General features: G+C 61.6%; 20 protein-coding genes and 1 tRNA gene. 13 read left to right on the forward strand and 8 right to left on the reverse strand.

Features of this window, described 5'->3' with window-relative positions; all coding sequences use genetic code 11:
* Positions 1-4 precede the first annotated feature (4 nt).
* Entirely contained in the window at positions 5-874 is an 870-nt protein-coding gene (folP, locus tag KD146_RS05505) for a dihydropteroate synthase (RefSeq protein WP_212657718.1), read from the reverse strand.
* 10 nt (positions 875-884) lie between these two features.
* A complete protein-coding gene (locus tag KD146_RS05510; protein WP_212657719.1) occupies positions 885-2654 on the reverse strand; it encodes an SLC13 family permease in 1770 nt (589 codons plus the stop codon).
* A gap of 128 nt (positions 2655-2782) precedes the next feature.
* Here KD146_RS05510 and KD146_RS05515 point away from each other — a divergent pair, with 128 nt between their 5' ends.
* Positions 2783-3703: a phosphotriesterase family protein gene (locus tag KD146_RS05515; RefSeq protein ID WP_212657720.1), complete on the forward strand. Its 921-nt coding sequence runs from the start codon at positions 2783-2785 to the stop codon at positions 3701-3703.
* Here the strand turns inward: KD146_RS05515 and KD146_RS05520 are convergent.
* A complete protein-coding gene (locus KD146_RS05520; RefSeq protein ID WP_212657721.1) occupies positions 3700-4554 on the reverse strand; it encodes a helix-turn-helix domain-containing protein in 855 nt (284 codons plus the stop codon). The genes KD146_RS05515 and KD146_RS05520 overlap by 4 nt on opposite strands.
* Before the next feature lie 133 nt (positions 4555-4687).
* Between KD146_RS05520 and KD146_RS05525 the strand changes: the two genes are divergently transcribed.
* Both KD146_RS05525 and KD146_RS05530 read left to right on the forward strand, forming a co-directional pair.
* Positions 4688-5629: a phytanoyl-CoA dioxygenase family protein gene (locus KD146_RS05525; RefSeq protein ID WP_212657722.1), complete on the forward strand. Its 942-nt coding sequence runs from the start codon at positions 4688-4690 to the stop codon at positions 5627-5629.
* 105 nt (positions 5630-5734) lie between these two features.
* Positions 5735-6961 (forward strand): HPP family protein, encoded by a 1227-nt coding sequence (locus tag KD146_RS05530; protein WP_212657723.1) that lies wholly within the window; start codon positions 5735-5737, stop codon positions 6959-6961.
* A gap of 43 nt (positions 6962-7004) precedes the next feature.
* On the opposite strand, the gene rimO is transcribed toward KD146_RS05530, so the two are convergent.
* On the reverse strand, positions 7005-8336 hold the full coding sequence (rimO, locus tag KD146_RS05535; RefSeq protein ID WP_212657724.1) for a 30S ribosomal protein S12 methylthiotransferase RimO: 1332 nt from the start codon (positions 8334-8336) through the stop codon (positions 7005-7007).
* Between the two features lie 251 nt (positions 8337-8587).
* Here rimO and KD146_RS05540 point away from each other — a divergent pair, with 251 nt between their 5' ends.
* Positions 8588-8962 (forward strand): DoxX family protein, encoded by a 375-nt coding sequence (locus KD146_RS05540; RefSeq protein ID WP_212657725.1) that lies wholly within the window; start codon positions 8588-8590, stop codon positions 8960-8962.
* Positions 8963-9039: 77 nt separating this feature from the next.
* Here KD146_RS05540 and KD146_RS05545 read toward each other — a convergent pair whose 3' ends face one another.
* Positions 9040-9591 (reverse strand): DUF4282 domain-containing protein, encoded by a 552-nt coding sequence (locus KD146_RS05545; RefSeq protein WP_212657726.1) that lies wholly within the window; start codon positions 9589-9591, stop codon positions 9040-9042.
* A 45-nt stretch (positions 9592-9636) separates the two neighbouring features.
* On the reverse strand, positions 9637-10404 hold the full coding sequence (gene lipB, locus KD146_RS05550; RefSeq protein ID WP_212657727.1) for a lipoyl(octanoyl) transferase LipB: 768 nt from the start codon (positions 10402-10404) through the stop codon (positions 9637-9639).
* A gap of 76 nt (positions 10405-10480) precedes the next feature.
* On the opposite strand from lipB, the gene KD146_RS05555 reads away from it, so the two are divergent.
* The 7 genes from KD146_RS05555 to KD146_RS05585 all read left to right on the forward strand — a co-directional run bounded on the left by KD146_RS05555 (position 10481) and on the right by KD146_RS05585 (position 17618).
* Positions 10481-10714, forward strand: a complete 234-nt coding sequence (locus KD146_RS05555; protein WP_212657728.1) for a FliM/FliN family flagellar motor switch protein — start codon at positions 10481-10483, stop codon at positions 10712-10714.
* Positions 10715-10819: 105 nt separating this feature from the next.
* Positions 10820-10906 (forward strand) — tRNA-Leu (locus KD146_RS05560).
* A 177-nt stretch (positions 10907-11083) separates the two neighbouring features.
* On the forward strand, positions 11084-13330 hold the full coding sequence (locus KD146_RS05565) for an amino acid permease (RefSeq protein WP_212657729.1): 2247 nt from the start codon (positions 11084-11086) through the stop codon (positions 13328-13330).
* Positions 13331-13481: 151 nt separating this feature from the next.
* A complete protein-coding gene (gene mgtE, locus KD146_RS05570; protein ID WP_212659122.1) occupies positions 13482-14894 on the forward strand; it encodes a magnesium transporter in 1413 nt (470 codons plus the stop codon).
* A 357-nt stretch (positions 14895-15251) separates the two neighbouring features.
* Positions 15252-15677, forward strand: a complete 426-nt coding sequence (locus KD146_RS05575) for a DUF1489 family protein (RefSeq protein WP_249327590.1) — start codon at positions 15252-15254, stop codon at positions 15675-15677.
* A gap of 88 nt (positions 15678-15765) precedes the next feature.
* The gene (locus tag KD146_RS05580) at positions 15766-16614 is read left to right on the forward strand and encodes a division plane positioning ATPase MipZ (RefSeq protein ID WP_212657730.1); all 849 of its coding nucleotides are present in this window, start codon (positions 15766-15768) and stop codon (positions 16612-16614) included.
* A gap of 95 nt (positions 16615-16709) precedes the next feature.
* Positions 16710-17618 carry a division plane positioning ATPase MipZ gene (locus KD146_RS05585; RefSeq protein ID WP_212657731.1) on the forward strand — a complete coding sequence of 303 codons (909 nt, stop codon included), beginning with the start codon at positions 16710-16712 and terminating at the stop codon, positions 17616-17618.
* A gap of 11 nt (positions 17619-17629) precedes the next feature.
* Here KD146_RS05585 and KD146_RS05590 read toward each other — a convergent pair whose 3' ends face one another.
* Both KD146_RS05590 and KD146_RS05595 read right to left on the reverse strand, forming a co-directional pair.
* Positions 17630-17899, reverse strand: a complete 270-nt coding sequence (locus KD146_RS05590; RefSeq protein WP_212657732.1) for a hypothetical protein — start codon at positions 17897-17899, stop codon at positions 17630-17632.
* 86 nt (positions 17900-17985) lie between these two features.
* Positions 17986-19581: a serine hydrolase gene (locus KD146_RS05595; RefSeq protein WP_212657733.1), complete on the reverse strand. Its 1596-nt coding sequence runs from the start codon at positions 19579-19581 to the stop codon at positions 17986-17988.
* 486 nt (positions 19582-20067) lie between these two features.
* Between KD146_RS05595 and clpS the strand changes: the two genes are divergently transcribed.
* Positions 20068-20409: an ATP-dependent Clp protease adapter ClpS gene (clpS, locus tag KD146_RS05600; RefSeq protein ID WP_249327755.1), complete on the forward strand. Its 342-nt coding sequence runs from the start codon at positions 20068-20070 to the stop codon at positions 20407-20409.
* A 9-nt stretch (positions 20410-20418) separates the two neighbouring features.
* Positions 20419-22761 (forward strand): ATP-dependent Clp protease ATP-binding subunit ClpA, encoded by a 2343-nt coding sequence (gene clpA, locus KD146_RS05605; RefSeq protein ID WP_212657734.1) that lies wholly within the window; start codon positions 20419-20421, stop codon positions 22759-22761.
* Positions 22762-23089: the final 328 nt, after the last annotated feature.

The following is a 23089-nucleotide window of genomic DNA, read 5'->3' on the forward strand; positions in this document are numbered from 1 at the left end:
GCTGTTACCCCAGTTCGGTGGGCGGACCATACAGCGTCGCCTCGGCGACGCGAAGGGCATCGCGATTGGCGCGCACATCGTGCACCCGGAAGATGTGACCGCCATTGATATAGCCGAGCACATTGCTGGCGATGGTGCCGGCCAGACGCTGGTCTGCCGGCACGTCGAGCAGTTTGCCGATCATGGATTTGCGCGAGGTACCCACCAGAATGGCGAAGGCTCCCCGGTGCCGTGCCGTGCCGGCGCAGGCCTGCCGCAGATTGTTCAGGATGGCGTAGTTTTCCGCCACCGACTTGGAAAAGCCGAAGCCGGGATCAAGGATCAGCCGCTCGCCGCTCAGTCCCGCCTGTTCGGCCTTGCCGATCGTCGCATCAAAGTAGCGGTTCATGCTATCGGTCAGGGGGGTATCAGGATCGCGCGCCTTGTCCCAGTGCATGGCAATCACCGGCACATCGTAAAGCGCTGCGACCGACGCCATTTCCGGCGCGCCGCGCAGACCATGCACATCATTGATGATGCAGGCCCCAGCCTGAATGGCCTGGTCGGCGACCAGCGGCTTATAGGTGTCGATGGAGATCGGGGCGGTTATGCCCTCGGCAATCAGGGCATCGATCACCGGCATGACCCGATCAAGCTCCTGTTGCACACCCACCAGTTCGGCGCCCGGCCGGGTGCTCTCGCCGCCAATGTCGATAATGTCGGCGCCCTCGGCCAGCATGAGCCGGGCATGGGCCAGCGCGGCCTCGATTAGCTGGTGCTGACCGCCATCAGAGAAGCTGTCGGGCGTGACATTGAGAATGCCCATGATGCGGGCGGTCTGGCCCAGCTGCAGCGGCGGGCGCTTGGGCAGGGCGATGGTGTGGGTGCTGTGCATTGGCAAGCCCTCAGAACGGCCAGACCAGCATCAGCATGGGCACGGCCACCAGTACGACAATCAGCGAGAGCGGGGCGCCCAGTCGCCAGTAATCGCCAAACTTGTAGCCGCCTGGCCCCATGACCAGCGTGTTGCACTGGTGCCCGATGGGGGTGAGGAAGTCGCAGCCGGCGCCAATGGCCACAGCCAGCAGGAAGGCTTCGGGCTGATAGCCCAGTTCGGTGGCGAAGGTCGCCGCGATCGGGGCCATGACCAGCACGGTGGCGGCGTTGTTGAGGAAAGGCGTCACGGCCATGGCGGCAACCATGATCAGCGCCAGCGCGCCCCACCCGGGCAGGGTGCTGGCGGTCAGTGAGAGCCAGCCGGCGATAATTTCGGTGCCGCCGGTGGTGCGCAGGGAGTCCGCGACCGGGATCAGGCAGGCCAGCATGATCAGGATGGGCGCGTCGAGCTGGTTATAGACATCGCGCAGCGGGATGGCACGGCTGAGGACCATAGCGACGGCCGCAGCGAAGAAGGCGGGCGCCACGGGCACCAGACCCAGCGCCGATGCGCCCATGGCGATGGCCAGAATGACCAGTGGCACAAGGCCATTGCGAATGCTGCCAAGGCGCAGACCGCGTTCGACCAGCGGCAGGCAATCCCACTCGCGCAGCAGTTCGGGCAGCCGCTTGATGTGGCCCTGGATCAGGATCACGTCGCCGTTCTGAAAGCGGATCTGGCCAAGTCGTTCGGTGAAGCGCTCTTCGCGGCGGCTGACGGCCAGCAGGTTCAGCCCGGTGCGATCAAACAGGGTCAGTTCCTGCGCCGTTGCGCCGATCAGCCCCGAACTTTCACCGATCACCGCTTCGATCACGCCGAAATCGGCCGCGTCCTTGGTGGCCGCACCGCGCCGCTCGGAGAACACCAGGCCGGACTGGTTGACCATCTTGTCGAGTGCTTCGGGCTCGCCGGCGATCAGCAGGATGTCGCCGGCCCGCAGCTTGGCATCGGGCAGGGGGGTACGGGGGCGGCCACCGGCACCGACGATGCGGGTCACCATGCCACGCCCATCAGCGAGTGCCTGAATGTCGCCAATGGTGCGGCCAATGGCCGAGGAATCCTCGGTGACGCGCGCTTCGGTAGTGTAGTTCTTGATCTCGACTGCGCTATCCAGGCCCTGGGTCTCGCGCTGGCGCACGGGCAGGAGCTTGTAGAACAGGGCCAGAAAGATCACCCCGACCACGGTCAGGGCCAGTCCCACGGGGGTGTAGTCGAACATCGAAAAGGCTTCGCCGGTCAGTTCCATGCGCACGCGCGAGACGATGATATTGGGTGACGTGCCGATCTGCGTCATCAGCCCGCCCAGTAGCGAAGCAAAGGCCATGGGCATCAGAAACAGCGAGGGCGATACGCCGGAGCGGCGGGCCATCTGGAAGGCAATTGGCATCATGATGGCCAGCGCGCCGATATTCTTGACGAAGGCGCTAAGCACGGCGACCACAGTGACCAGCAGGATCAGCTGCGCGCGCGGTCCTGATATATTGGGCGCAAAGCGGCGCACTGCCACTTCCATTATACCCGAGCGCGATACGGCAGCGCTGACGATCAGCGCGCTGCCGACAATGATGACGATATCGTCGGAGAAGCCGGAAAACGCTTCGGCGGGCGAGACGACGCCGATGGCGAGGGACGCAAGCAGGGCGGCCACGGCCACCACGTCATAGCGCCAGCGGCCCCAGATAAACGCCACCATCATGGCGCCGATCAGCAGGAAGGCCAAGGATTGCTGAAGTGTCATTGCGGTTCCATAGCAGCCTGTCAGCGCACAACTCAACCCAGAGCGAACGCGTAGACAAGAGACAAAATCGACATGGGCGACTATAATTGGCGGAACGGATTTGAAACTGCGGCGGATTGGACATGTCGATGCACCCAAAACAGCTTTTCACCACGCTGGGGCCGTTAACGCGGGATCAGCTGGGTAAGATCCTGCCGCACGAACATGTTTTTGTGGATTTGCGGACGCCGGACCAGCCGGGCTATGCGCAGGCCGATACCGCGGCTGTGGTGGCGCTGATGGCCCCGCAGATCGAGGCCATCAAGGCGCAGGGCATCACGGCGCTGGTCGAGTGTTCTACCGGTGGTGTCGGGCGGCGTGCCGATCTCGATCTGGCCGTCTCGCTGGCCACTGATTTCCCCATTGTGGTGCCCACTGGCAATTACCGTGAGCCTTGGATACCCGACTGGGTTGCGACCGCCAGCGAGGCGGCGCTGGAAAGCTGGATGCTCAAGGAACTCAATGAGGGCATCGAGAATACCGGGGTGCAGGCGGCTTGGATCAAGATCAGTGCCGGCGATGACGGCATAACGCCCCTTGAAGCGCGTATATTGCGGGCGGCGGCGCGTGCGGCCAAGGCAACGGGGGCGGTGATCGGCTCGCATACGATCAAGGGGCGGGTGGTAATGGATCAGCTCGACATCATCGAGGCCGAAGGTGGTCGAGCCGACCGGTTCATCTCCATCCATACCCAGGCCGAACCTGATTTTGACATGCACAGGGCAGTTGCGGCGCGCGGCGCCTGGATTGAGTATGACCATGTCGGGCGGGCGCCCGATGACGAGGTGGTGGCGCTGATCCTGCGGGCGCTGGAGGCAGGGTTGGGCAGGCAATTGCTGCTTAGTCACGACCGGGGCTGGTTTGACCCGGCCAAGCCTGGTGGTGGAGAGCCGCAGCCCTATACGCATCTGGTGGCGCACCTATTGCCCCGATTGCGGGCAGCGGGGGTGGACGACGACATGATCGTGCAATTGACCGAAACCAATCCGTTCGAGGCCTATGCCCGCTAGGCGAAGGCGGCGCGATACTGGCTGGGCGTGGTGCCTTTGAGCGCCTTGAACTGGCGGTTGAAATTGGCCAGCGAGTCATAGCCCACCAGCCCCGCGATCTGACCGACAGGCTGGCTGGTGGAGGAGAGCAGGGCACAGGCCCGACCTATGCGCAGGCGGATCAGATACTGGCTGACGGTCTGCCTTGTGTGGCGCAAGAAGGTGCGGTGCAGGCCAGACGGGCTGAGCGCAGCAATATCGGCCAGTTGCGGCACGGTGAGTGGCTCGGCGAAATGATCGTGGATATGGCTGAGCACCCGATCGATGCGGCCGCGATCGGTTGCCGCAGGGGCCAGTTCCGGCGCGGTGGCCGAAAGCGGCGTGGCCGCCCGATCCTGTGCCAGCACAGTCAGCACTCGGACCAGACTGAGAAAGCGATCCACCGCTGGCTGGGTGAACAGGGTCTGGATGAGCGGACGGGCGGTACTGGCCGTTTCAGGCGAGAACTGCAGCCCTGTTGCGGCTCGGTTGAGCATGGCGGCAACGCTGCGCAACTCGGTATTGGCTGTCAGCCGCTCGGCCCATTCGGGCAGGAACCACATGACAAGGGCAGTGTGCGGGGCGCTGCAATCAGCGCGATCAAGAGAATGCCAGGTGTGCGGCAGGTAGGGCCCGATCAGCACCAGATCGCCATCGTCATAGCGCCCGATATGGTCACCGATAAACCGTTGCCCCTTGGAGTTCAGTGTCAGGGTCAGTTCGAATTCGGGGTGGTGGTGCCACTGAAACGGAATGCCGTCGTCGAGGCGCCGGTTCAGTGTGGCCCAGGACGCGTCATCATCGGGTGAAACATGTTCCAGATAGGGCTTCATTTGGCGCTCTGTCCCCTCGATACGCCAGAATCGTATCAGTATTGGCCTGCTGGGGGCAAGCGAACGCCAGCTTGAGCGGCTAGGCTTCTCTCACAAGCCAAACCCGAATGGGGACAGGACATGGGAGACCGACATGCAAGCAGCAGCAACCAAGCGCGACAGCCATCCAACCACCCAGGTGGTGACGACCCAGCTCAAGGACATCGTCAAGAAGCTGCCCCTGCGGGTGCTGAGCCCGGCGGATTGGGAGCACTGGGTAACCAAGGGCTATGTGATTGTTCGCAATGCGGTTCCACAGGAAAATGTCGAGCGGCTCAAGGCTTTGCTCTGGGAATTTGAAGAAAAGAATCCGGCAGATCCGGACACCTGGTACACCCCGCAGCGGCGTGATCACATCATGAAGGAGCTCAACGGCACCGGCATGGTGGAGATCTACAACCACCAGTTGCTCTGGGACAACCGGATGGAGCAGCGCGTCTATGACGCCTTTGTCGATATCTGGGATATCGAGGAGCTCTGGACCAGTATCGACCGCGCCAATCTCAATGTCCCCAAAAAGGTCAAGGGTAACCCCAATGGCTTCATCCACTGGGATAGCGACACCTCGCTCGATCCGCTGCCCATCGGCGTGCAGGGTGTGCTCAGCCTGGTCAAGCAGGATGGCGATGTGGGTGGTTTCCAGTGCATTCCCGAGCTGTTCTATAATTTCGACGAGTGGGTGAAGACCCAGCCGGCCGATCGCGATCCGATGCATCCGGATACCACCGGGCTGACCATCACCAATATCGAGATGGAGCCCGGCGATCTGATGATCTTCAATACGCTGCTGGCTCATGGCGTGCGGCCCAACCATTCCGATGGCCGGGTACGCATGGCGCAGTACATTTCCATGTTCCCCGCTGACGAGGACAATGCCGCCGAGCGCGCCGAACGGGTGCGGTTGTGGCGTGAACTGGATCACCCGCAGCGCGATGCATTTCCCGGTGATCCGCGCGAATGGGAAAAGAAGAATGCCGCGGTCGCCAAACTGACGCCGTTGGGCGAAAAACTGCTCGGCGCGCAGAGCTGGCGCTGAGCTAAACGACGCGGATGGAATAGTTTTTCTGCCGTGTCGCCAATTGCGCAATAGCAGGCCTGTCCGAAGCGTTGGTGCTTCTGGAGGGGCCTGCTACATGACGCCATGTCCAGCGTCGTCCCGTTTTTCATGCGCTTCGTGCCCGGTCTCGCCCCTGTCAGTCTGGGCGAGCGGTTGCGGGCGTCCCTTGGTGCCGTCATCGGTATCGTTATTACCGGTGCGGTCGCGACCCTGGCGCTGAGCGGCAGTGATGTGCCGCTGCTGATTGCGCCCATGGGCGCCTCCGCCGTGCTGCTGTTTGCCGTGCCGATGAGCCCGCTGGCGCAGCCTTGGTCCATCATTGGCGGCAATACTATCGCGGCCCTGATCGGCGTCACCTGCGCCCGCTATATCTCCGATCCCGTGCTCGCGGCAGGTTTGGCCGTGGGCGCAGCCATCGCGACAATGATGGCGATGCGGTGCCTGCATCCGCCTAGTGGGGCGGTGGCACTGACAGCTGTGCTGGGCGGGCCTGCCATCACCGCGGCTGGTTATGGGTTCGTCATCTGGCCCGTGCTGATCAACTCATTGCTGATGCTGGCGGTGGCTTTGGCCTTCAATAATCTGACGGGTCGCCGGTATCCGCATCTCACCCCGGCGCTTGCAGTCAATCCGCATAGGACGGCTGATGCGCTGCCCAGCGGCCGGCTCGGTGTGTCGACGGCCGATATCCGTGCCGTGTTGGCACAGCATGACGTGGTGCTGCCGGTGGCGACCGATCAGCTTGAGGACATCCTGCACCGCGCCGAGATGCGCGCGTATGACCGCCGCTCGGCCGGGGTAACCTGTGCGCAGGTGATGAGCCGCGATGTGCTTTCGGTTGGCCCCAAGACCAGTCTGCGCGAGGCGCTGTGGCATCTGCGTGAGCATCACATCAAGGCATTGCCCGTGGTCGATCACGACAATCGGGTGATCGGCATCCTGACCCAGACCGATCTGCTCGACAAAGCCGATTGGGGCATGTCGGCGACGGGTTCTGGTCTGGGGTGGCGCCTGCGCGCGATAAGCAATTCAGATCGCTCGCTCAAGGGACGGGTGGAGGACGTTATGAGCACGCCGGTCAAGGCTGCTCATCCTGATACTCATATCGCCCAGGTAGTGCCTTATATGGCCGATGCCGGGCTGCATCATTTGCCCGTCACCGATGATGATCAGCGATTGGTTGGCATGCTGACCCAGTCCGATGTGATGGCCGCCATGTATGCAGTGTCGGTCGGCGAGACCGCTTTGGCCGTAGCGCAGACCCCCGTGCGACCGGCCAGAAAAAAGGCGCTGCCCGTGAGCAGCGCCTGATAATTTGAGTCCGGAAACAACGCCAAGGCGTTGAAACTGAATCCTAGTTCAGAGTCGCGCTGGGCGTGGCGAACAGGTCGTATTCATCGCTGTCAGTCACCAGAACGTCGATCATGTCGCCGGGCTTGATGCCGGTGGCATTGGCGATGATGACCTGGCCGTCGATCTCGGGCGCATCCCATTTGGAGCGGGCAATCGCCTTGTTCTGTTCGGGCTGCACATCGTCCACCAGCACCTGAATGGTGCGGCCGACCTTCTTGGCCAGCTGGCCGGTCGAGACGTTCTGCGCCACTTCCATCAGCCGTTCGAAGCGATCCTGCATGACATCGTCGGGCACAATGCCTTCGAGTTCATTGGCAGGGGCGCCGGTGACGGGCTCATATTTGAAGCAGCCGGCGCGGTCGATTTCGGCTTCCTCGATGAAGTCGAGCATCATCTCGAAGTCTTCTTCGGTCTCGCCGGGAAAACCGACGATGAAGTTCGAACGCACGGTGAGGTCCGGAACCTGCTCGCGCCACTTCAGGATGCGGTTGAGCGTCTTGTCCTGATGGGCGGGACGACGCATGGCCTTGAGCACCTTTGGCGAGGCGTGCTGGAACGGAATGTCGAGATAGGGCAGCACCAGGCCTTCGGCCATCAGCTCCATGATCGAATCCACATGGGGGTAGGGGTAGACGTAGTGCAGGCGCACCCAGGCACCCAACTGGCCCAGTTCCTTGGCCAGATCGTAGAACTTGGCCTTGACCGGGCGGCCACGGTAATTGGATTCGGCATATTTGATGTCGACGCCATAGGCGCTGGTGTCCTGGGAAATCACCAGCAGTTCCTTGACGCCATTGCGGACCAGACCTTCGGCTTCGCCCAGAATGCCGGCAGCGGGGCGCGAGGCCAGATCGCCGCGGATCTGCGGGATGATGCAGAACGAGCAGCGATTATTGCAGCCTTCGGAAATCTTGAGATAGGCGTAGTGGCGCGGGGTCAGCTTGAGGCCTTGCTCGGGCACCAGGTCGACGAATTTGTTGGGCACGGGCGGCAGGTGCTCATGCACGGCGCTGACCACATTCTCGTATTGGTGCGGGCCGGAGATGGCGAGCACGGACGGGTGTGTCTGACGGATCAGTTCTTCTTCGACGCCCAGGCAGCCCGTGACGATGACGCGGCCGTTCTCATTGAGGGCTTCGCCGATGGCTTCGAGCGATTCCTGCTTGGCGCTGTCGAGAAAGCCGCAGGTGTTGACCAGGACGATATCGGCCCCGGCATAGTCGCGGCTGAAGGCATAGCCCTGGCTGCGCAGCGTGGACATGATGCGTTCACTGTCGACGAGGGCTTTTGGGCAGCCGAGGCTGACGAGGCCGATTTTAGGCGCTTGGCTCATGTGAGCTTCTTGTTCCGATGTGGGAAAGGATTGCGCGCGTCATACAGAGAATTTGATGGTTACGCAATGTGACCGCCCCTCGGCAGGTGGGTGGCTGCCGTGCTGTGACCGGCCAGCAGGCTGGCTATGAGTGCACTGCTGAACAGTGCGTTTGCATTTGAGCCGATATTGGAAACGTTGGCTATGCTCTAGGAGAGCGGCACCGGCGTCATAAATCTGGCGCATCCAACCCCGCTCAAAGGAGCCTTGCCTTGTTCGATCGTCTCTCCACCTATTCGCCGCAGGCCCTTGGCGTGCTCCGTATCGCGACCGCCCTGCTGTTCATCGCCCACGGTACCCAGAAGCTGTTTGGCTTTCCTGTAGCGGCCATGGGCCCAACCGAAGGCCTGATGCTGATTGGCGGTCTGCTGGAAGTGTTTGGCGGTCTGGCCGTGCTGGTTGGCTTCTTTACCCGTCCAGTGTCGTTCGTGCTCAGCGGCATGATGGCCGTGGCCTATTTCCTGTTCCACTTCCCCGGCAGCTTCTTCCCGCAGGCCAATGGCGGCGACGCAGCCGTGCTGTTCAGCTTTGTGTTCCTCTATCTGGTGTTCGCCGGCCCCGGCGCCTGGAGCATCAACAAGCAGTAAGCTTGCCGAATTGAATCAAGAAGGCCGCCCAGATGATTGTCTGGGCGGCCTTTTTTCTTTCGTGCCGCGCAGCGCGATCAGCTTTTGGCAGGTGGCGTGCGTTTGGCGGTGCGGCGTGGCTTGTGCGTCTCGCCGGGCTTGGTGGCGGGGGAGCGGGTTGCCGCTGGCTTGGGTGCCGCGGCTGGCTTGGCGCTGGCTGGCGGGACGTAAGGGGCGGGCTCGGTCGCCGGGGTGATGTATTCATCAGCTTCAGCGTAATCGGCGTCTTCGCCTTCCTCGGCCAGATCCCGAATGGCGTCGCGCACCTCGTCGATCAGCGACGAGGAATAGCGCGAGCGGTTGACCGTCTCGCCGCTCTGCTCATGGGTCTTGAACCAGACCAGTAGGGCCTCGCAGGTCACGCGCAGGATGATGAAGGCCAGCAGACCATAGACGGCGATCTCCAGCAGGCCCCACAGGCCCATGCCAAAGCCGAAGCTGAAGGTCAGGAACAGATGGCTGACGGCCCAGAGCAGAATGCCGCCCAGACCCAGCGCATAGAGAATGGGCACCAGCTTGGGCGACAGGATGGCGTCGAGCCGGAACAGGGTCTGGCGGGTGAACAGGCGCTTGAGGTCGTCCAGCGTCATGACGGGCTCCTTGGAAATGGCTTAAAACAGGGTTCGATTCGATTGTTACGCAAGTTGGGGGTCGGCGCCAGCCCCGACAAGGCTTGGCTCGGATGCGTCCACCGTGGGGCCGAAACGGGCCTCAAAGGTCTGCCGCAGCACCGAATCGACCTCGGGCATGGACACCAGATGCCCCAGATCCTCGAAGCTGGTCACCCCGGCGTCGGAAATGCCGCAGGGCACGATGCCGTCATAGTGACCCAGATCGGGCGACACATTGAGCGAAATGCCGTGAAAAGTGACCCATTTGGACACCCGCACGCCGATGGCCGCGATCTTGTCCTCGGTCAGCACGCCCTTTTCCGGGCGCTTGACCCAGACGCCGATGCGCGGCGCCGGCTTGCTCTCGGCCTTGATATTGTGGGCCGCCAGCGTGTCCACCACCCAGTCCTCAAGCCCTTGCACCAGGCAGCGGATATCGCGGCCGCGCTGTGTCAGGTCCAGCATCACATAGGCCACGCGCTGGCCTGGACCGTGATAGGTGTATTGCCCACCCCGACCCGCATCGAATACCTCAAAGCGGTCTGAGAGCAGGTCTGCGGGCTGCGCAGAGGTACCTGCGGTGTAAAGCGGCGGGTGCTCGAGCAGCCAGATGGCTTCTTCGGCCGCGCCAGCGGCAATGGCGGCGGCGCGGGCCTTCATGGCGGCCAGTGCGACGGGGTAGGGCACGGGCTCGGCCGAAATCACCCATTGCACGGGCCGGGCGTCGTTCCGTGCCAATTTGCTACGGATTTCGCAGTGCGCGTCACCATTTGTTAATGGTTCCATAACCATGGGTGCCAGAGGATACCTTCACATAAGAGATTCACCGGCACCTTGAGCGGCGCCGCGACGGGGTTCAGACATATCTATGGGCACATTAGACAATATTGAAGTGGACATCACCGTCGAACTGGGTGCCACGACGATGCCGATCCATCATTTGCTGCGCATGGGCCGTGGTGCGGTGATCGAACTGGATGCCGGCGAGAACGATCCCCTGTGCATCTATGCCAATGGCACGCTGATCGCGCATGGCGAAGTCAGCGTCGAGGACGGGCATTTGCGTGTGCAGATCTCCAACAAAACCTCGCGTCACCGCTAGCCTCTCCACAGACATTTCCAAATCTCGATTTAAGCGCTTGAGGTTACGACAGACCTTTGCTACATCCCCACTCGCTTCGCCCGGTGGGCGTGGCTCTACCAGAATGCGGTCGTGGCGGAATTGGTAGACGCGCAGCGTTGAGGTCGCTGTGGGGTAACACCCGTGGAAGTTCGAGTCTTCTCGACCGCACCATCATCTCCGGATGATACGAAAAAATGGGCTGCCCCTCGGGGCGGCCTTTTTTGTTTGCGGTGGGTGCAGATTCGGTCCTGCTGCAGATGCAGGGAAGCTGCGCATTCCATCCCGATTGCTTTGTTTCTGGCGCCGCACTAATCCTAGCGAATTCAGCTGGTGCGGTGCGCTCCCAAAATGTCGAAAAACTCTGAAAAGCCGCAGGGCATGGGCACTTTTGGCGGGGTGTTCACGCCCAGCGTGCTGACGATTCTGGGCCTGGTACTGTTCTTGCGGCTTGGCTATGTCGTGGGCACGGTGGGGCTGTGGCAGACGCTGCTGATTATCGGATTGGCCAGCCTGGTGTCGGTGCTCACCAGTATCTCGCTGGCGGCGGTGGCCACCAATATCGAGGTCAAGAGCGGCGGGGTGTACTACATCATCTCGCGCACGCTGGGCGTGGCCTATGGCGGGGCCATCGGGCTGGTGCTGTTTGTGGCGCTGGCGGTCTCGGTGGGGTTTTACTGCGTCGGCTTTGCCGAGGGCGTCACGGCGACTTTTGACATCACCACGCCCTTTGCTGCGCAGGGCATTGCGGCGGCCGCGGTGCTGCTGATGGCGGTGATCGCCTGGTTCGGCTCGGATCTGGCGACCCGGGTGCAATATGTCGTCATGGCCTTTCTGGTGTTTTCGCTGATTTCCTTTGGCATGGGCGCCTGGGGGCATTGGGACAATTCGCGGCTGGTTGCTGCGTTGGGTCCAAATCAGGGCTGGATCGGCTTCTGGCCAGCCTTTGCCATCTTCTTTCCAGCGGTCACGGGCTTCACCCAGGGGGTGAACATGTCCGGTGATCTGGCTGATCCGGTTCGCAGTATTCCCCGCGGCACTGCCTATGCGGTAGGCCTTTCCATCCTTGTCTATGTCGTGGTGGCGGTGCTGCTGGCGGGCGCGGTGCCACGCGGTATCCTGACCTTCGACTATGGCGCCATGCGCAATGTCGCCGCGTTCGGGCCGCTGATCGATGCGGGAATTTTCGCTGCCACGCTGTCCTCGGCGCTGGCGTCGCTGATGGGGGCCCCACGCATCCTGCAATCGCTGGCCAAGGACAAGGTGTTTCCGTTCCTGGCCGTGTTCGGGGTCGGGCATGGCCCGAGCGACAATCCGCGCAACGGCATTTTGCTGGGCACGCTGATCGCGCTGGGCACGGTGGCACTGGGCAATCTCAATGTCATCGCCTCGGTCGTGGCCATGTTCTTTGTGGTGACCTATGGCCTGCTCAATTACGCGACCTATTTCGAAGCCAGCGGTCGCAGCCCGTCCTTCCGGCCGGCGCTGAGCTGGTATGACCCGCGCCTGAGCCTTGTTGGCGGTCTGGTATCGCTTGGTGTGATGCTGGCGATCAATCTGACAGCGGGGCTGGTGGCCATAGCGGTGATCTTGGCGGTCTATCAATATCTGCAATCGACTGCGACCGAGTCACGCTGGGCCGACGGGCAACGCTCCTATGAGCTGCAGGCGGTGCGCGACAATCTGCTGGCAGCGAGTGCGCGGCCCGAGCATGCCCGCGACTGGCGTCCGCAAATCCTGGCTTTTTCCAATGATGAAGCGCGCCGCGAGCGCCTGCTGCGCTTTGCTGCCTGGATTGAGGGTCATAGCGGCCTGACCACGGTGATCCGGATATTGGAGGGCAAGGGCAGGCGGGCCCGGCGCGAGTTGGCCCTTGCCGAAAAGGCGCTGGAGCGCGATCTGGCGGCCAAGGGGCTGACGGCGTTCCCGTTGGTGGTGTCAGCGACCGATCTGGATGTTGCCGTGCCGGTGGCCGTACAATCGGTGGGGATCGGGCCCACCCGCATCAATACCGTGCTGCTCAACTGGCTTGATCCGGCCAAGCGCACCGAGGATCCCGAACAGGCAAAACGCTTTTTGGGTAATCTGCACGCCTCGTTCCTGCTGGGCTTCAATCTGGTGGTGTTTGATGCCCATGAGGATGATTGGGAACGGCTGACCGCGACCAGGCCTGCCGCGCGCACCATCGATATCTGGTGGTCCGACAATGCGACCGGTCGGCTGATGTTGGTGCTGGCCTATCTGATGACCCGCAATACCGATTGGCGCGGTGCGCCAATCCGGGTGATCACGGCGGATGCCGAAACTGATGTCGACCTGCGCCAGGCCGAGCTTGAGGAAGAACTCAAATCGGTGCGCATCGCGGCCGAGGTCATTGTTCTGCCAATCGGGGACGACCGGCTGGAAGGTTTGATTGGGCAATCAGCCGATAGCGCCATTGTGTTTGTGCCGCTGGGTATTCGCGAGCAGGAGTTCACCGACTGGTTGGGCACGCCGCTGGCCAACATCCTGCCGCGCCTGCCAATTGTTGCGCTGGTGATGGCCGCCGAGGAAATGGACCTTTCTGCTGACCCTGATCAGGCGGAGATCTCCGACTAGTCGTCCGAGGCGGCCTGGGCGACACTTCTTGGCGGTTCTGACGAAGAATTCACTGCAAGGGTCGGAAATCGCTACGGCAAAGCTGGCGGATCATGGGCTGATTGGTTACAGCTGAAGAGCCCCGTAATCCCGGCGAAAAGGGCCTCCCGTGATCACAGACCCCGACAGCACCTCCGGCGAAGAGCCCGGCATCGATCCCAATGCCTTTCGCGATGATGATGATCGCATCAGTCCGCACTGGCTGGAGCGCTTGCGCGCCTTCCTGATTGCCGGGCGCAGCGAAGACATCGCCACGGTCATGCAGCCGCTCTATTCGTCCGATGTCGGCGATGTGCTGGAATCGCTCGATGCCGATGAGCGCCTGTTGCTGGTCCGCCTGCTGGGCGAGAATTTTGACTATTCCGCGCTGACCGAGGTCGATGAATCGATCCGCGTCGAGCTGATGGAAGAACTGCCCAACGCTGAAATCGCGCGCGGTATGGCCGGGCTCGACAATGACGACGCGGTCTTCATCCTCGAGGACATGGAGCAGGTCGACCGCGACGAGGTTCTGGCCAAGCTGCCGACCTTTGAGCGGCTCAGCCTCAAGCGCAGTCTGGACTTCCCCGAAGATTCCGCCGGTCGGCGGATGCTCACCGATTTCATCGCCATTCCGCCCTTCTGGACGGTGGGTCAGACCATCGACTATCTGCGGCGCGAGGTCGATCTGCCGGATGAATTCTACCAGATCTATGTGGTGGATGCGTCCTACTCGGTGCTGGGCACCATCCCGCTGGACAAGTTCATTCGTGCGCCACGCACCACATCGATTGAATCGATGATGAACACCAATCTGGTGCTGGTCGACGCCAATGAAGATCAGGAAGAAGCCGCCCGCGACTTCGAGCGCTACGATCTGGTCGAAATCGGCGTGGTGGATGAGAGCAATCGTCTGGTCGGCGTGCTGACGATCGATGACATTGTCGACGTGATCCACGAAGAGGCCGATGAAGACATCAAGCTGCTCGCGGGTGTGGGTGACGAGGATATTTCTGATTCCACCGCCGATACCGTGCGCAGTCGTGTGCCGTGGTTGATCGTCAATCTGTTCAGCGCTGTGATGGTCTCCATGGTGATCGGGCTGTTCAATGCCACCATCGAGCAGATGGTGGCGCTGGCCGTGCTGATGCCGATTGTCGCCTCCATGGGCGGCAATGCGGGCACCCAGACCATGACGGTGACCGTGCGGGCGTTGTCGATGCGCGAACTCGATGGCCGCCGCCTGCGCCGGTTGATCACGCGCGAGATGGTGGTTGGCCTGTTCAACGGCGTGATTTTTGCCGTGCTGATCGGGCTGGTCACCTGGCTGCGCTTCAACAATCTGCAGTTGGGCGGGGTTATCGGTCTGGCCATGGTGATCAATATGGCCGTGGCGGGGACAGCCGGAATTCTCATTCCGCTGACGCTCGACAAGTTCAAGGCCGACCCGGCGATCGCTTCTTCGGTGTTTGTGACCACTGTCACCGATGTCGTTGGGTTCTTTGCCTTTTTGGGCATTGCCGGGCTGTGGTTCGGGCTGTTCTAGCGCCGTTTCACCCCCTTCAGAACGCGACTCGAAGAGACGTTCACGCCTGTGGACTGTGGCAACATCGCCGCTTGCAAAGCTTTTATGACGCGGTTAACGATTTGATACCGGACCTTGCGGGGACAGCTTTGTCTTCCTATTTGTCCGGAGTGAACGGCTGACAAGGAGCGATTTATGCGTGGTCAACCGAGAGCCACTTTGTGGCGTGCAGCAAGCTGGACAATGGTTTGCCTGCTCTCGATGGGATTGGTTTTCTCCGTGGTTGCTGGCGTCTAGGCGCTGGAGTTATTCACTTTCAAAAATTCAGGAAGGGCGCCCGGGCCACTTGGGCGCCCTTCTTTTTGTCTGGAGTTGCGGATGATCCATATGATCAAGCTGTGCGTGGGCGTATCGAGCTTTGAAGAGCTCGAGAGCTATCGCAATGAGCGCGCCCATTGGTGGGATGCCGATTACGGTGAGGATGTGCATGTCCACCGCACCCGCATGATGCCCAAACGCGCTGCGGAGATGGAGGGGCAAGCCTCGATCTACTGGGTGATTGGCGGGCAGGTGGTGTGCCGCCAGCCTATCCAGCGCCTGGCGCCCTATACCGATCCCGAGGGCAAGAATTACTGCGACATCATTCTGGCCCCAGACCTGATCCGCACCGTCCCCTATCCCAAGCGGCCCTTTCAGGGCTGGCGCTATCTCAAGCCCGACGATGCGCCGCCCGATCTGGGCGCCAATGAGAACGCAGATTCGCTGGCGCTGGCTGCCGACCTCGCCAAATTGGGACTGATCTAGGGGTTAAGATCGGTTAATCTTAAGCGCCTGTTAACCATAGCAGCCCTTGTTAGCAGTGTGCGTTTGAGCACTGATTTGGGGGGCGACGATGGCGCGAAACGGTGCGCATGTCATAGTGGTCGGAAATGAAAAGGGCGGGTCGGGCAAATCGACCACCGCCTTTCATCTGGCAATCTATCTGCTGCATGCTGGCCACCGGGTGGCCAGCATTGATGTGGATAGCCGCCAGCAGACCTTTACCCATTATGTCCGCAACCGGCGCGCCTATGCGCAGGAGCGCGGCATCAATCTGCTCAATCCGCAGCATTTTCATCTGCCATCGGCTTGGGGCGACTCGCGCCGCGAGAACGATCAGGCCGAGTTCGACGTGTTCCGCCGCGCTGTCAGCGAAGTGGAAAACCGCGCCGACTTCGTCATCATCGATACGCCCGGCTTTGATACCAATCTGACGCGGCTGGCCCATTCGCTGGCCGACACGCTGGTGACGCCGATCAATGACAGTCTGATCGACATCAATGTGCTGGCGCGGGTGGACGCGGAAACCGGTGTGCCAGTCGAAACCAGCCATTATGCACGCCTTGTGCAGCGGGCGCGGTCCGAACGCCTGTCAGTGACTGGCGAGAGCGTCGACTGGGTGCTGGTGCGCAACCGCATCTCCATGCTCGGTTCGCGCAATGCAAGGCAGGTGCATGCCACGCTTGATGCCATTGCCACGCGCTTTGGCTGCCGGGTATCGGATGGCATTGCCGAGCGGGTTATCTTCCGTTCGCTGTTTTCGAGCGGTCTGACGGTGTTTGATCCGCTCGATAGCGAGGGGGGTGGCGAACACGCCAGCGTCTCCCATGTCGCGGCCCGGCAGGAGTATCGCAACCTGGTGGGTGCGCTCAATCTGCCCATCATTCAGCGCGCGGCCGAACCGATGCGGCTGTCGGCCTGATCACGCGTTAATCGTTTAACGATTATTCACCATTGGCACGCTTGCAAGCCTGCGCCGAAGGCCGGACAATTGCGCTCGGGTTTCGGGAGTGAAAAATGGCCGGACATGGCGTCCATGTCATCGTTGTAGGTAATGAGAAAGGCGGGTCGGGCAAGTCCACGACGGCCTTCCATCTGGCGATCTATCTGCTCTATCAAGGCTACAAGGTGGCCTCGATCGACGTGGATAGCCGCCAGCAGACGCTGACCCATTATGTGCGCAACCGCCGGGCCTGGGCCAAGGGGCGGGATCTGCGGCTGCCCCATACCACCCATTTCCATCTGCCGGTGGCGCGTGGCGACTCGCTGCGCGAGAACCACAAGGTCGAGTTCGACCTTTTCCGCCAGGCGGTGGGGGAGGTTGAGCACGATGCCGATTTTGTTGTGATCGACACCCCCGGCTTTGACACCAATCTGACACGGCTGGCCCATTCGCTGGCCGACACGCTGGTTACCCCGGTCAATGACAGTCTGATCGATCTCAACGTGATGGCGCAGATTGACCCGGTCACGGGTGAGCCGCGTGAGATGAGCCACTATTCCCGCCTGGTGCAGCGGGCGCGCTCGGAGCGGCTGGCGATTGATGGGAGAACCGTTGACTGGGTGCTGGTGCGCAACCGCATCTCGATGCTGAGCTCGCGCAATATGCGGCAGGTTCAGACCATGCTGGAGCGGATTGCGCTGCGGCTGGGTTGCCGGGTGGCTGACGGGATCGCCGAGCGCGTAATCTTCCGCTCGCTGTTTCCGGCGGGTCTGACGGTATTTGATCCGCTCGACGAGGACATGCTGGGCGGCGTGCCGTCAATGTCCCATACCAGTGCGCGACAGGAATATCGCAATCTGGTGGAAGCGCTGCACCTGCCTGTCAGCGAACGGGCCGAAGCGCGCAAGGCGCTCTCGGCAAGCCTGTCGCCACACAAGGATGGATCCCAGCGCTTCGTGCACATGCTCAATAGCGAAATCTGAGGGCAGGCGGCCTAGCGGTCGCCTACATTGAGCTTGAGTGCGCGGGCACCGCCAGGTGCAAACACGTCGATATCCACATTGACGGGATCCTGCACCATGCGGCGCGTGCGGGCCGACATGGCCATCACAACACCGAGCAGGTCACCCACACCGCGCTTGCGCGGCATCATGCGATCGGTAATTCCGGCCAGCACGCGATTGCGCGCGGCCATATCTTCATTGAGCAGACTCGAACGACCCACAAAGTTGGCCAGCTCGGTCAGGGCAGTACGTTCGCTCATTGGGCTACTCCAAACACAGGCACCAATTTGCTTCCCCTATTGGCCAGTGGCTCCGTGGCCCTGGCTCGTTTTCTTGTCGTCTCAGTTCAGCTCTGCATTGCCAGGCATGCCAGGTTCTGCTGCTTGAGCTGGTTGCACATGGCGGTCGCATCGTCGCGGCCACCAAAGCCGATGAAGCGGGCGCGGTAGAACACGCTGCCATTCTTTTCAAAGCGCTCCACATAGGAGCGGAAGTCACCCAGATTGCCGGCCTTGCCAGCGGCATCGGCCAGCATGGCGCGGGCGCTGTCTTCGGATGGACCTGCGCCGATCTGCACGACCCAGCCGCCGGGCGCGGGGGCTGCGGCAGCGGTCTGCACGCTGCCCGAGGTCAGCAGGTCGATAGGCTGGCTATTGGCCTGGATCGGTGCGGGGGGCTGCATGCCCAGCGGCGCCGATGGTGTGGTCTGGCCGAGCGCAGCGGGCGGCGCGCCCAGATTATAGGTATCGCTGAGCCAGGCGCCGATGACGTCTTCGCTGGGATAGGCCGGCTGTGGCGCCTGGGAAGGCGCTGCAAGCGTGTTGGCGGCCTGTACAGCAGGCTGCAGACCCAGATCGGCGGGCATGGGTGCCGGTACCGGTGCAATGCTGGCCACGGCCACCTGTGGCGCGACTGGGGTCAACTGCGCCTGTGGCTGGGCGCCATTGGCAGCAACCAGCTGCGCCAGACGGAAGCCGGGCAGGGGCATGGGCATGACAAAGACGGGGGCAGCGGCGGGCGACTGGGCGACAGCCACCTGGGTGTTGCCCTGACGACCCGGCATCGGGATCATGGCGGTGCGCAGATAGTCGCCGCGGCGGCCCTTGGTCAGATAGGTCGACACCAGCTGGCGAACCTTCTCGTCACGCGAGGCGGACGAGTTGAAGCCAAAGGCAACGATCACGATGTGGCGATTGTCCTTGCGGGCGGCGGTGAGCAGGTTGGACCCTGCGGCGTTGATATAGCCGGTCTTGATGCCGTCCACAGCGCCCATATAGCCCAGCACGCGGTTATGGTTGCCATAGGTCTTCTTGCCGTAGCTGAAGCTCTTGGTCTGGAACAGTTCATAATAGCTGGGGAAGTGCTGGTAGATGGCGATGCCCAGAATGGCCTGGTCGCGCACTGTAGTCAGCTGAGCGCCATCGGGCAGGCCCGAGGCGTTGCGATAGGTGGTGCTGCGCATGCCAAGGGCTCGGGCCGTTGCCGTCATGCGCTTGGCGAAATTCTCTTCGGAGCCCGAGATGTGCTCGGCGATGACGCGGGCCATATCATTGGCCGACAGGGTCACCAGCGACTTCATGGCGTCTTCCACCGTAATAGTGGAGCCAGCGCGCAGGCCAAGTTTGGTCGGCACGGCCGCGGCGGCATGGGCCGAAACGGTCATCTTGGTGGAGAGTTTGAGGTTGCCTGCGCTCAGTTCCTGGAACAGGACATAGAGCGTCATCACCTTGGCGACCGAAGCGGGGTAGCGCTTGCTGTCGGCTGCGGATTCATACAGCACATTGCCCGACTTGGCGTCGACGACAATGCCGGCATATTTGCGGAGGTTTTCGATTGCCTGTGCCGGTGCAGCAGCATGTGCACTGACCGCCAGGGCAATAAGGATTGCGGCAAAGGCGCGGACAAACGCGACGCGCCATGGGGTTTTCGCCTGGGAAGCCACCCGATACTCCAACTCTTACTCTCGGGCACTTCTGTGCCCGTACGCAACTACAACAACACAAAACTCAGGTCGGTCCGGGGAGCCCCACGCGCCCAGCTCGACCATGAATTTCCAAGTTCTACGTTGCGCCCCGTTACTATTCCGTAAAATGCCACCGATTTCCGGCAGGGTGTTGAAACGGTGTCACGCGGTCGTGATCAGGCAGGCGTGGTTGCGGTGGAGACGCCGGGCTGTGAAGGGTGTGTGCAGGGCAGTGCAGGGGAACAAACCGGACGCCATGGCTCGACGTTTGCGGCGTTCAGACCCGGTGCTTTTTGCCACCTCACAAATTCGGGAAGTATGGGCCCTTAACACAGCGCCGATTTTGCCTACATAATGACACTCACCATGCTGCTTCGTTTTCCTCACGACAGATGTATAGCCATGAACTTTGACGATCGCCTCGCCATGACCGATGCGGTGCCTGCGGTTTTCCGCCAGGTGCCCATGCCTGCCAGCGCGGGGCCCAAGGATGATGAACCCGGCAAGGGTGACACCGACACCGGGACCATCACCAAGACCCGGCCCAAGACCAAGCGCCCGAGCCTGTATCGGGTGCTGCTACTCAATGACGATTACACGCCGATGGAATTCGTCATTCTCGTTCTGCAGGACGTCTTCAACAAATCGCGTGAAGACGCCATGCAGATCATGCTGCACGTTCACCAAAAGGGGGTGGGTGAGTGCGGCGTATATCCATACGAAGTCGCTGAGACCAAGGTCACACGCGTCATGGATACGGCACGCAAGAACCAGCATCCGCTGCAATGCGTGATGGAAAAGCAATAGGAACATCATATGCCCTCATTTTCTCGCGGACTTGAAAAGGCTCTGCATCAGGCAATGAACCTGGCGCGTGAGCGGAACCATGAGTTCGCAACGCTCGAGCACCTCTTGCTGGCCCTGACCGACGACCGTGAAACGATCGCCGTTCTGACCGGCTGCGATGTCGATGTCGACGCGCTCAAGAGCGACCTTGAAGATTTCATCAATGAAGAGCTCGACAGCCTGATCGTGCCCAATGGGCAGGATGCACGGCCGACGGCGGCTTTCCAGCGCGTGATCCAGCGTGCTGTCATTCACGTCCAGTCATCTGGTCGCGAAGAGGTTACCGGTGCCAATGTGCTGGTGGCGATCTTTGCCGAACGCGAAAGCCATGCTGCCTACTTCCTTGAACAGCAGGACATGAGCCGGCTGGACGCGGTCAACTTCATCAGTCACGGCATTACCAAGTCCGGTCCCAGCGAGGAGCGGAAGATCCATGGCGCCGAGGACGGCGAGAACCACGGGGAAGGTGGTGCGGAAGCCAAGAAGACCTCTGCTCTGGCCGATTTCTGCGTCAACCTCAATGAGAAGGCTCGTGCCGGCAAGATCGATCCGCTAATCGGTCGTGATGCCGAACTGCGCCGGACCATTCAGGTGCTGTGCCGCCGTTCCAAGAACAATCCGCTCTATGTCGGTGATGCCGGCGTCGGCAAGACTGCCATTGCTGAAGGTCTGGCCCGCAAGATCATTGAAGGCGATGTGCCTGAAGTGCTCAGGGAGGCGGTCATCTATTCGCTCGATATGGGCTCGCTGCTGGCGGGTACCCGCTATCGCGGTGATTTCGAGGAACGCCTCAAGGCCGTGATGAAGGAGCTCGAAAAGCTCCCCAACTCGGTGCTGTTCATTGACGAGATCCACACCATGATCGGTGCCGGCGCCACCTCGGGCGGCGCGCTCGATGCGTCCAACCTGCTCAAGCCAGCGCTGGCCAGCGGGGCGATCCGGTGCATCGGTTCGACCACCTACAAGGAATACCGCCAGTTCTTCGAGAAGGACCGGGCTCTGGTCCGTCGCTTCCAGAAGATCGACGTCAACGAGCCGTCGGTTCCTGATGCCATCGAGATCGTAAAGGGTCTGCGGCCTTATTTCGAAGAGTTCCACAAGATCAAGTACACCGATGATGCTCTCAAGGCAGCGGTGGAGCTGAGTGCGCGGTACATCAATGACCGCAAGCTGCCTGACAAGGCGATCGACGTGCTCGACGAGACCGGCGCCAGCCAGATGCTGGTGAGCGAAGACAAGCGCAAGAAGGTCATTGATGTCGAAGACATCGAAGCCACCATTGCCACGATTGCGCGCATTCCGCCCAAATCGGTCTCCAAGTCCGATGCCGAACTGCTGGGCAGCCTTGAGCAGAACCTCAAGACTGTCGTGTTCGGTCAGGATGCGGCCATCACCGCGCTATCCTCGGCGATCAAGCTGGCCCGTGCGGGTCTGCGCGAGCCCGAAAAGCCCATCGGCTCCTACCTGTTCACTGGTCCGACCGGCGTGGGCAAGACCGAAGCGGCCAAGCAGCTTGCCGATACGCTTGGGGTGGAACTGCTGCGCTTCGACATGTCCGAATATATGGAGCGTCACACTGTCAGCCGTCTGATCGGTGCGCCTCCGGGCTATGTCGGGTTTGACCAGGGCGGTCTGCTGACCGATGGCGTCGACCAGAACCCGCATTGCGTGGTGCTGCTCGATGAAATCGAGAAGGCCCATCCCGATCTCTACAACATCCTGTTGCAGGTGATGGATCACGGCAAGCTGACCGATCACACCGGCAAGTCGGTGGATTTCCGCAATGTCATCCTGATCATGACGTCCAATGTGGGCGCCATGGAGCTGGCCAAGAGCCCGATCGGGTTTGGGCGCAAGCGCGAGCAGGGCGACGATGAAGAGGCGATCAACCGCCTGTTCACGCCGGAATTCCGCAACCGCCTGGATGCGATCATCTCGTTTGCACCGCTGCCACGCGAAGTCGTGCGCCGCGTTGTCGAGAAGTTCGTGCTGCAGCTTGAGGGCCAGCTGGCCGAGCGCAATGTCACCATCGTGCTGCAGCCAGAGGCCGCCGACTGGTTGGCTGAACGCGGCTATGACGAGCATATGGGTGCCCGTCCGCTTGGCCGGGTCATTCAGGAGCACATCAAGAAGCCACTGGCCGAAGAGGTGCTGTTTGGCGAACTGGTCAATGGCGGCACGGTCACCGTGGCCGTGGTGGGCGAAGGCAAGGAAGCCAAGCTTGAGCTGATCGCGGCCCCGCCGCGCGCCGCCAAGCCCAAGGCGCTGCCCAAGCCCAAAAAACCCAAGGCAACCGCGACCAAGAGCTCGTAGCGTAACCTAGAAAAGAGACCCGGAGCGATCCGGGTCTTTTTTTGAGGGCCTAGAGGGGGCAGCTTTGGGTGGATTCCCGACAGTTCGCTTCTGGAACGGTCACCCGGAAAAGTAGACCTCCGGTGATTGGCGCGTTCGGGACCGGGCGGTCATCAAAGGCCAGGCAAGCGCATCAGTTCTTGAGGGCTCCCGGAGTGGCAGGCCGCTCAGCGCCATGTCTGGAAGGCAGAGCTGGGCGTCGTTTCGAATGAAGAGCATCTCACCCGGATTGCTTTGGCCGTTCGAACAGACATGGAGCAGACAAAATGTCACTTCCGTGCAAATTCCC

Origin of the sequence: Devosia litorisediminis (genome assembly GCF_018334155.1) — a bacterium.
Taxonomy (GTDB): Bacteria; Pseudomonadota; Alphaproteobacteria; order Rhizobiales; family Devosiaceae; genus Devosia; species Devosia litorisediminis.